Origin of the sequence: Streptomyces oryzae (genome assembly GCF_017676365.1) — a bacterium.
GTDB lineage: Bacteria > Actinomycetota > Actinomycetes > Streptomycetales > Streptomycetaceae > Streptomyces > Streptomyces oryzae.
The window spans coordinates 1-9,689 of sequence record NZ_JADKMA010000244.1; the positions used below are offsets into that span (position 1 = coordinate 1).

General features: G+C 73.3%; 8 protein-coding genes. 3 read left to right on the top strand and 5 right to left on the bottom strand.

Annotation, left to right across the window (positions count from 1 at the left end; translation table 11 throughout):
- Together ITI46_RS30940 and ITI46_RS30945 are read right to left on the bottom strand one after the other, a co-directional pair.
- Positions 1 to 1,188, bottom strand: a 1,188-nt coding sequence (locus ITI46_RS30940) for an acylneuraminate cytidylyltransferase (protein ID WP_209243247.1), incomplete at its 3' end; no start/stop codon positions are given.
- Positions 1,189 to 1,286: 98 nt separating this feature from the next.
- A complete protein-coding gene (locus ITI46_RS30945; RefSeq protein WP_372452108.1) occupies positions 1,287 to 2,777 on the bottom strand; it encodes a DUF6716 putative glycosyltransferase in 1,491 nt (496 codons plus the stop codon).
- A gap of 187 nt (positions 2,778 to 2,964) precedes the next feature.
- Here ITI46_RS30945 and ITI46_RS30950 point away from each other — a divergent pair, with 187 nt between their 5' ends.
- Together ITI46_RS30950 and ITI46_RS30955 are read left to right on the top strand one after the other, a co-directional pair.
- On the top strand, positions 2,965 to 4,002 hold the full coding sequence (locus ITI46_RS30950) for a glycosyltransferase family 2 protein (RefSeq protein ID WP_209243253.1): 1,038 nt from the start codon (positions 2,965 to 2,967) through the stop codon (positions 4,000 to 4,002).
- On the top strand, positions 4,002 to 5,348 hold the full coding sequence (locus tag ITI46_RS30955; RefSeq protein WP_209243248.1) for a polysialyltransferase family glycosyltransferase: 1,347 nt from the start codon (positions 4,002 to 4,004) through the stop codon (positions 5,346 to 5,348). The genes ITI46_RS30950 and ITI46_RS30955 overlap by 1 nt, the downstream gene beginning before the upstream one ends.
- Positions 5,349 to 5,397: 49 nt before the next feature.
- Here ITI46_RS30955 and ITI46_RS30960 read toward each other — a convergent pair whose 3' ends face one another.
- The 3 genes from ITI46_RS30960 to ITI46_RS30970 all read right to left on the bottom strand — a co-directional run bounded on the left by ITI46_RS30960 (position 5,398) and on the right by ITI46_RS30970 (position 9,008).
- A complete protein-coding gene (locus tag ITI46_RS30960) occupies positions 5,398 to 5,769 on the bottom strand; it encodes a VOC family protein (protein ID WP_209243249.1) in 372 nt (123 codons plus the stop codon).
- 65 nt (positions 5,770 to 5,834) lie between these two features.
- Positions 5,835 to 7,298 (bottom strand): amidase, encoded by a 1,464-nt coding sequence (locus ITI46_RS30965; RefSeq protein WP_372452109.1) that lies wholly within the window; start codon positions 7,296 to 7,298, stop codon positions 5,835 to 5,837.
- Between the two features lie 105 nt (positions 7,299 to 7,403).
- Positions 7,404 to 9,008, bottom strand: a complete 1,605-nt coding sequence (locus tag ITI46_RS30970; protein ID WP_209243250.1) for an acyl-CoA mutase large subunit family protein — start codon at positions 9,006 to 9,008, stop codon at positions 7,404 to 7,406.
- Positions 9,009 to 9,171: 163 nt separating this feature from the next.
- Between ITI46_RS30970 and ITI46_RS30975 the strand changes: the two genes are divergently transcribed.
- Positions 9,172 to 9,689, top strand: a 518-nt coding sequence (locus ITI46_RS30975; protein WP_209243251.1) for a peptidoglycan-binding domain-containing protein, incomplete at its 3' end; no start/stop codon positions are given.

A 9,689-nucleotide genomic window follows, 5' to 3' on the forward strand; every position in this document is an offset into this window, starting at 1 on the left:
GATCTCGCGGACGGCCCCCGCTCCCCCGCCCCGCGTGGTGACGGCCCGGGCGGCGGCCCGCACCACGTCGTGGGCGTCGGCGACGGCGACGGGCCAGCCCGCCAGCGCGAAGCACGGCAGGTCGTTCGCGTCGTTGCCCGCGTAGAGCACCCGCTCGGGCGCGATGCCCTTCTCCTCGCACCACTGCTTGAGCGCGAGGTCCTTACGGTCGATGCCGTGCAGCACGGGGAGCTTCAACTTGGCCGCGCGGGCCGCCACGACCGGGTTGGTCTCCGTGGAGAGGATCAGCACCTCCAGGCCCGAGCGGCGCAGCGCGGCGATGCCGAGTCCGTCACCGCGGTGCACGGCGACGGTCTCCCGCCCCTCCGCGTCGATGTAGACCCGGTCGTCGGTCTGTGTGCCGTCGAAGTCCAGTACGACCGCGTCCACGTCCTCCCGTGTCGGCAGCGCGCCAGGACCGTCGCGGCGGGCGTCGAGCAGGGGCGCCAGCGCGCGGGCGCGGGCCAGGTCGTGCGGGTCGTCGATCTCCAGGACGCGCGCCGGGTCGGTACGCACCACAGCCGTACGGCCGAAGAACCGGTGCCCCGACTCCCGGAACCCCATGGCGTCCATGGCGTAAGCGGCGCCGGTCTCCAGCAGGTCCTCGGGCCGGTCCTGGCGCCGGGGGCGCACGGCACGGTCGTGATTGACGCCGTACGCGCTGCGCGCCGCGCCCTCCGACGAAGGGTCCTCCGAAACGCCGTCCCGCCAGACGAAACCGTGGAACGGGGCCACCGTCAGCGCGCTGTCCGCGCCGTCCTCGATGACGGCGGCTGCCACCTGCTCCACGTCCTCCCTCACGAGGAAAGGGCTGGTGCACTGCACGAGCAGCACGGTCTGCAGCGGCCGGCGGTGCCGCTTCTCGTAGACGTCCATGGCGTGCAGGACGGCGGCTTCGCTGCTGGCCAGGTCGCCGGCGATGTCGGCGGGACGTTCGACCACTTCGGCACCGGCGGAACGGGCCGCCTCGGCGATGGCGGTGTCGTCCGTGGAGACGACCACATCGGTCACGTTCCGCGCGGCCAGGCACTCACGGGCGGCGCGGGCGACAAGCGGAACGCCCGCGACCGGGGCGAGGTTCTTGGCGGCCACGCCCTTCGACCCGCCCCGGGCCGGTATCACCGCGAGCACGGCGGGGGTTGCGGACATGCTGGCTCCTGAGTGGGACAGGGACTGGGACAGAGCGGACGAGCGGGACTCGGCCCCGGCCGGCGGGGCCGGGACGGCATCGGCGGGGCGGCGCGGCATCACAGCTCCCCCGCCTTCCGGATCAGCGGTGCCACCCGCTGGACCCCGTGCCGGTAGGCACCCCGCGCGGCTTCGCGGACGAAGCGCCGTACGACGCTTCGCCCCGCCGCACCAAGGCCCTCGGCGGCATCGGCGGCCTCAGCAGCCGCACCACCCGCGGGCGACCCGTCCGGTTCGAGCCCGTAGCGGCGCAGGATGCCGGGGAGATAGCCGGGCGCGGTCCGGACGGTGTAGTACGGCGCGAGCGGCGGCAGACCGTCACCCCTTGAGCAGGTGACGAGTTCGGCGACCCGCTCGCGGGCCGCGGCGAAGCCGTCGCCGCCGCGTACGCCCTGCCGCAGCGCCCACTTCTCGTCGGCTTCCGGCAGCAGGCCGTCGTCGAGCTGGTCCCAGGAGGCGAGGCACCCCGAACCGGTGAAGTAGTGGTTGCCCAGCGCTTCCCGGACGCCGAGGTCGGTGAGGACGGCGGTGGGGAGGGAGCGGTGCAGGGATTCCAGGGCGGCGGTGGAGCTGACGGTCACCAGCAGCCCGCCGGTGTGCCGGGCCCGGTCGAGGATCTCCCCCATGTTCCCGTAGACGAGGCGGCAGTTGGGCGGCAGTCCGCCGCCGCTACCGCCGTCCCGTCCGCCGGCGACCTTACGGACCAGCTTCTGGTACGGAAGTTCCTCGATGTGCGTGGTGTGTTCGCCGGGCTTGCTGCGCAGCTTGATCAGTACGTCGCGCTCGGGGTGCTGCAGCGCGTGGCCGATGGCCCGGCGCAGCAGATAGGCGCGGTCGGCACGGCCGGCCGGTACGGACGGCTGCACCGCGAACACAACGGTGAACGGACCGTCCGCCGCCTCGGGACCGGCGTCCGCACCGTCCGAACCGCCCCCATCCACCCCCTCGAGGAACGGCAGTGCGCACTCCACCACGCTGCCGCCGTCAGCGCCCACGCCCTCGTACACGGCGCGGAACCGGTCCGCGTCGTAAGGCGAGTTGGCCAGGACGACATCGGCGCCGTGCCGCAGCAGCAGACCGTCGGCGAGCTTTTCGTAGACGACACCGACATAACCGGTGACGACCACCGGACGGCGCGCAGACCCGCGCTCGGCGCCCTCACCCGCATCCCCGGCAACGGCCCGGCCCAGCCCGTGCAGCATGGCCTGTACGGCGCCGCCGACGCAGGCGAGGACGACCATGTCGTAGGCGCCGGGCGCGGTGGCCGCGCGGAGGAACTCGGCAGTGGTGACCTCACACAGCGTGTCGACGGTGACGCCGACCTCGGCGAGCTGCCGCGGGGTGGGCGTGGCCCGGCCGCGCAGCAGCAGACCGTCGATGGCGGCCTCGGGCGCCAGCCTGCGGGCGGTCAGCACACCCCACTTCCAGCGGGTGTCGGAATCCGCCAGGACGGCCACCCGGCGCGGCGCCGACCGCTCGTGCTGTACGAGTTCGGCAGCGGCAGCCGGCGCATTCGCGGCGGAAGCTGGGAGGATTTCTCGGGAGGGCACGTCACCGACGCTAGAAAGGGATTCCGGAAGGCGGCCCAACGTAAAGGCAACAGCCGGTTAACAGCACACCGACGAATCCCCAACCCGACTGCGCCGCAACCCCGTTCACCATCCCGCCATGCGCCGTTCACCCATGGGTTCGCCGCAGGTCAAGACGGAGCGGGGCATGGACCCTAAGGTCCCTGGGGTGGTCAAGCTCTCCGTCATCGTGCCGTTTTACAACGTGCAGTCATATGCCCCGGAAACACTGCGGAGTCTCCGAGCGAACGCCTGCCAGGATTTCGAGTTCATTCTGGTCGACGACGCTTCCAAGGACGAGACGCCGGAGATTCTGGAGCGCGCCGAAAACGATCTCCAGGGCGTTGCGCAGGTGGTCAGGACCCGGCATGCGCGCAACGGCGGTCTGGCGACCGCGCGCAACACGGGACTGGACCGGGCCAACGGTGAATACGTCACCTTCCTGGACGGTGACGACTGGCTGGCACCCGGCTACTACGAGCAGCTGGTCGCCTGCATCGAACGGCTCGGCTGCGACTTCGTGCGCACCGATCACGTCCAGTGCACGGCGCGCTCCCGCACCCTGGCGCGGGTGCCGCACGGGCGGCGCGGAGTGGTGGACGACCCGCGCGCGGCGATACTCCCCGCGACCCGCTCCACCTCCGTGGACTACGCCTACGCCTGGGCCGGGATCTACCACCGCAGGCTGCTGGACGAGGGGCTGCTGCACTTCACCGACGGGCTGCGCACGGCCGAGGACCGGCCGTGGATCTGGCGGCTGCACCGCGAGGCCCGCTCGTTCGCCGCTGTGGGCCTGCTGGGCGTCTTCTACCGGCGCGGGGTCGCCTCCTCACTCACCCAGATCGGGGACGTACGGCAGCTCGACTTCATCCGCGCGTTCGACCAGGTGATCGAGGAGACCGCACAGGACCGGGACGCCGAGCAGCTGCTGCCCAAGGCGATCCGCACCTACTGCGCGATCATCTCCCACCACCTCACCAGCGGCAGGTTCGAGCCCCAGGTGGCCCGCAAGCTGCGGGCCATGAGCGCGGCGGCACTCAAGCGGCTCCCGGCGGATCTGCTCTCCGATGCGCTGGACTCGATGGACAGCGAACGGGCCTCCCGGCTGAGGCGGCTCCGCAGACGCCCGGGCCACCACGAACCCGCGGCCGGAACGGCGAGCAGCACAACTCCCGCTGCAGCAGACGACACGGAGGTGGCGGCCTGATGCGTACGCACCTGTTCTTCGCCTCCACGCTCTACGGAGCGGCCACCCTCGCGGCGGCGCTCGACGCGGACCACTTCGAACCGGCCGACCAGCGGCTGCTGCTGGTGAGCAACAACGCCGCCAACCCGGAGACGGCGCCCGCACTCGACACCATGCCCGGCTTCGAGCGGCTGCGCGACCGCTTCGACCGGGTGCTGTCGTGGAACGAGACGATCCGCCCCTTCCACCCGGGCGGCTGGTCGCCGCGCACCGACGACGCCCCGCTGTGGGAACGCCATCTGCGGCTGCTGTGGGGGCTCGGCGACGGGCCGGAGGACGAGGTGACGCTCGTTCTGGAGTCCCTCCAGGTCGACCCCGCGCTGGCGCTGGCCCGGCTGTTCGCCGACGCGCCGATCGAGGTCTACGCGGACGGGCTGATGAGCTACGGCCCCACCCGCAACAAGCTCGATCCGCTGGTGGGCGCGCGGGTGCGGCGGCTGCTCCATCTGGACCTGGTGCCCGGTCTGCGGCCGCTGCTGCTCTCGGAGTTCGGGGTGGAGCCCGAGCTCGTACCGACGGACGCGTTCCGTGCGGTGCTGGCCGAGGTGGCAAAGGACGTGCCCCCGTCGGTGACCGAAGCACCGCGCGGCGCCGCACTGCTGCTGGGCCAGTATCTGTCCGCGCTCGACATCCTCTCCCCGGACGAGGAGGAGCGGCTGCATCTGCGGATGCTGCGCGGTGCCGCGGCCCGCGGCCACCGTGAGGTGGTCTTCAAGCCGCACCCGGTGGCCCCGGCCCGGCACTCCCGCGCCCTGGAGAAGGAGGCGGGCGAGCTGGGCGTCGGGCTGACGGTGCTGGATGCGCCGGTGCTGGCGGAGATGCTGTACGAGCGGATGCGCCCGGCGCTGGTGGTGGGCTGCTTCTCCACGGCGCTGCTGACGGCGTCCGCGTTCTACGGTCTGCCGGTGGCCCGCACCGGCACGGAGCTGCTGCTCGAGCGGGTGACGCCGTATCAGAACAGCAACCGGGTGCCCGTCACACTGGTGGACGCCCTGCTGCCGGACCTGGACGGCGCTGCCGCGGGCGACGGATTCTCCCCGCCGAAGGGCCGGGAGCTGACGGGACTGCTCCGCGCCGTCGGGTTCTGCATGCAGTCGCAGATCTATCCGCAGCTGCGCCCTGAGGCGGAGCGCTATCTGGCCACCCGGCTCACCCCCGCGACCCGCCGCTACTTCAAGCGGCGCCGGCTGACCGCGCTGGGCCTCCCCGGCGCCGTGCCCCGCCAGTTCGCGTTCGTGCCCCGCAACCGTACGGTCCGCCGCGTCGCCCGCCGCGCCCGCGCCCTCAAGCGCGCTGCCCTGGGCTGAGGCCCCGGGCTCACCCCGGGGCCCTGGGCTCACCCCGGGGCCCCGGCCCTCAGACCTGGGCGACGTACGTACCGAAGGACCACAGGTTCCCCTCCGGGTCCCTGGCCGCGTACTCACGCGAGCCGTAGTCCTGATCGGTCGGCGGCAGCACGACCTCGGCGCCCGCCTCCGCCGCGCGCGCGTGATGGGCGTCCGGGTCCTGCACGGAGACGTATACCGCACCGGGGCCCAGGCCGCCCATCACACCGCTGTTCCGGGCGGTGCCGAGCATGATCACCCCGTCCCCGAACCGCAGCTCGGCGTGGGCGACCGAGCCGTCGTCGGCCTCGTGGACGTGGACCGCCTCGAAGCCGAACGCCTGCTGCAGGAAGTCGAGCGCGGCGCGGGGGTCGCGGTAGGTGAGTACGGGGTTCAACGGCATGGTGGCCCTCCTTGGGGCTCATGTTTCCCGCACCCGCCCGCCTCCTGGGCAGCTCGCCGCGCCGTTCACACCATCGGCGGCCACCGCTCGTGCCAGCGCCGGTCGGCCTCCAGCTGGGCCGCGAGGGAGACCAGCAGGGGCTCGCTGCCCGCCGGGCCCAGCAGCTGGGCGCCCAGCGGCAGCTGCTCGGGCTCGGTGAGCGCGGCGGGGACGTTGATGCCGGGCCAGCCCAGGACGTTCCACGGCCAGGCGTACGGACAGTGCGCGATCATCCTGCGGTCGGTCTGCCAGCCCGACAGCCGCGCCAGATCGCCGACCCGGGGCGGCGGGGTGGCGGTGGTCGGGGTGAGGACGACGTCGTAGCGGCGGAAGATCCGGCCGACGTGGCGGCGCAGCGGCCCCTCGGCGGCCCGCGCCGCACGCAGCACCGGCCCGCCCAGCAGCCGTCCGGTGCCGGCCGCCGCCCGGGTACGCGGGTCCAGCAGCCCGGGGTCGGGAGCGCGCTGCGCCCAGGCGCGGATGCCGGCGGTGGCGCGGGGGACGAACGTCAGACCGACAGGACCGTAGTGCGGGTCCGCCTCCTCCACCTCGTGCCCCAGCGCGGCCAGCCGCTCGGCGAGGGCGCGCACCGCGGCCTCCACGCGGGGGTCCAGCCGTTTCGGCGTGGCCGTGAACGCCCACCGGGTGGACAGCGCGATCCGCAGCGCGCCCGGGTCCCGGCCCACCGCGGCCCGCACATCCACCGGCGGCGGCCGGTGCAGATCGCCCTCGCGGTTGCCGGACGCGACGTCCAGCAGCAGCGCCGCGTCCTCGACGGTGCGCGCCAGCGGCCCGAGGACCGTGATCCCGTTGAACGCCTCCGGGTCCGGCCAGGTCGAGATCCGGCCGCGCTGCGGTTTGATGCCGACCAGATGCGTCCACGCCGCGGGGATACGCACCGACCCGGCGCCGTCCGAACCCAGCGCAGCGGGCACCAGCCCGGCCGCGACGGCAGCGGCAGCGCCGCCGGAGGAGCCGCCGGGGGTGTACGCGGGGTCCCACGGGTTGCGGGTGTCACCGAAGGCACGCCCCTCGGTGAACGGCCACTGTCCCAGCTCGGGGCTGTTGGTCTTGCCGACGATCACCGCACCGGCGGCCCGCAGCCTGCGCACCACCTCCGCGTCGGCCGTCTTGGGCGGGAAGGATCCGGCGCAGCCGAACGCGGTGGGCTCCCCGCACACATCCGTGTCGTCCTTGACCGCCACCGGCACCCCCAGCAGCGGCCGCCGCTCGCCTCTGCACAGCGCCTGGTCGGCGGCTTCGGCCTCCTCCAGCGCCGCCTCGGCCCGCACCAGGCGGAAGGCGTTCAGCGTGGCCTGCGTCGCCTCGATCCTGGCCAGCGCCCGTTCGGTCAGCGTCCGGGAGGTCGTCTCCCCGGCCGCCAGCGCCGCCGCCGCGCGGGCGAGGCCCGGCAGCGGCCGGGCGGCGCCTTCCCCGCCGGCCTCGGGCTCCTCGGCGGAGCCCGTCCTGGTATCGGTCGCCACGGACACCTCGCAGGCTGCTCGTCGGTCGTCCTTCCCGCCTGCGCCTACTGTCCCCGATCCCCGCCATCGTTGAAACCCGTCAGTAACAAACAACTCGGCCGAGAGCCTGGCTCACAAGGCATCCCGCGGCTCATAGGCCCCCCACACCTCACGCAGCGCATCGCACACCTCGCCCAGCGTCGCGCGGGCCCGCAGCGCCTCCCGCATCGGGTACAGCACGTTCTCGTCCCGACTCCCGGCCGCCGCGCGCAGCGCGTCCAGCGCGGAGCGCACGGCGGCGGCGTCGCGCCCGGCGCGCAGCCGCTCCAGCCGCTGTGCCTGGGCCGCCTCCAGGCCGGGGTCCACGGCGAGCGGCACATACGGCTCCTCCTGCCCCTCGGTGCGGAAGCGGTTGACGCCGACCACCACCCGCTCCCCCTCCTCGATCTCCTGCGCGACCGCGTAGGCGCTGCGCTCGATCTCGCTCTTCTGGAAGCCCTGTTCGACGGCGGCCACCGCGCCGCCCCGCTCCTCGATCCGCCGCATCAGACCGAGCGCCGCCTCCTCCACCGCGTCGGTCAGCGACTCGACGGCGTACGAACCGGCGAACGGGTCGACCGTCGCGGTCACGTCCGTCTCGTGCGCCAGCACCTGCTGGGTGCGCAGCGCCAGCCGGGCGGCCGACTCGGACGGCAGGGCCAGCGCCTCGTCGTAGGAGTTGGTGTGCAGCGACTGCGTACCGCCCAGCACGGCGGCCAGCGCCTGCACGGTGACGCGGGCGACGTTCACCTCGGGCTGCTGCGCGGTCAGTTGCACCCCTGCCGTCTGGGTGTGGAAGCGCAGCGTCTGGGACTTGGGGTTGCGCGCGCCGAACTCCTCGCGCATCACCCGCGCCCAGATCCGGCGCGCGGCACGGAACTTGGCGACCTCCTCCAGCAGCGTCGTACGGGCCACGAAGAAGAACGACAGCCGGGGCGCGAACGCGTCCACGTCCATGCCCGCCGCCACCGCGGCGCGTACGTACGCGATGCCGTTGGCCAGCGTGAAGGCGATCTCCTGCACGGGCGTGGCGCCCGCTTCGGCCATGTGGTAGCCGGAGATGGAGATGGTGTTCCAGCGCGGCAGCTCGGCGCCGCAGTAGCGGAAGAGGTCCGCGGTCAGCCGCAGCGAGGGCTGCGGCGGGAAGATGTAGGTGCCGCGGGCGATGTACTCCTTGAGGACGTCGTTCTGCACGGTGCCGGTCAGCGCGGCGGGCCGCACACCCTGCTCCTCGGCGACGATCTGGTAGAGCAACAGCAGCAGGGCGGCAGGCGCGTTGATGGTCATGGAGGTGGAGACCTCGCCCAGCGGGATGCCGTCGAAGAGGGCCCGCATGTCCTCCACGGAGTCGATCGCCACCCCCACCTTGCCGACCTCGCCGGCCGCCTGCGGGGCGTCGCTGTCGTACCCCATCTGGGTCGGCAGGTCGAAGGCGACGGACAGGCCCGTGGTGCCGTGCTCGATCAACTGCCGGTAGCGCGCGTTGGACTCCGCTGCTGTACCGAAACCCGCGTACTGCCGCACCGTCCACGGCCGCCCGGTGTACATCGTCGGGTAGACGCCCCGCGTGAACGGATAACCGCCGGGCTCGCCCAGCTGTGCGGCGGGATCCCAGTCCGCCAGCGCATCCGGCCCGTATACCGGCTCCACGGGCAGCCCCGACTCGGACAGCCGGCCGGAATCGGTGGGACGTGTCATCGCAAGTGCCTCCTGGAAAAGCCGCGCTACTGGGGCGCACGGGAGCTCGGCCGGCGTCGTCCCCCCAGCATCGCCCCGGGCGCCGCACGTTCGCGAGGGCGGCGCGCTGGGCAGTGATGGACGCGTATATCCGTTGAACTGTCCGGGGGTGGGGATGCACGGAATGCACAGGAGGGGAGAGGCGGCCTTGCGGGGTGCCGCAGCATCGGCCGCCGTGCTGCTGTCGGCGGGCGTACTCGCCGGATGCCAGGCCAAGGACGGAGCCGCCGGTCCGGCCGTACGGATCTCCAAGGCGCCGCAGCAGGCACCGCAGCACGCGCCGCAGCCGCCGGCCAAGCCGTCCACGGCGCCCGCGCATACGAACGCGCCGCCGAAACCGGTCAAGCCCGTTCAGCCGGCGCACAAGCCCGAAGCGGCACAACCGGTCGCGCAAGCCGTACGGATGGCGCCCGGCGCACGCGGGGCGCACGTACGCGAACTCCAGGCGCGGCTGCGGCAGCTGGGGCTCTTCCACCGGAACCCGACCGGCTACTACGGCCCAGTGACGGCCGGATCGGTCACCGCGTTCCAGAAGCAGCGCGGCATGCCACGCACCGGCAAGGTCACCGACGGTGTGCTGAGCGCGCTGCGGGCCCGCACCCACGAGCCGACCCGCAGCGAGCTGTATCCGCCCACCACCCG

Excerpts from the sequence above, each read along its gene's own strand:
- ITI46_RS30960 (WP_209243249.1), bottom strand. The coding sequence starts at position 5,769 with ATGCCGTTGAACCCCGTACTCACCTACCGCGACCCCCGCGCCGCGCTC.
- ITI46_RS30970 (WP_209243250.1), bottom strand. The coding sequence starts at position 9,008 with ATGACACGTCCCACCGATTCCGGCCGGCTGTCCGAGTCGGGGCTGCCC.
- ITI46_RS30955 (WP_209243248.1), top strand. The coding sequence starts at position 4,002 with ATGCGTACGCACCTGTTCTTCGCCTCCACGCTCTACGGAGCGGCCACC.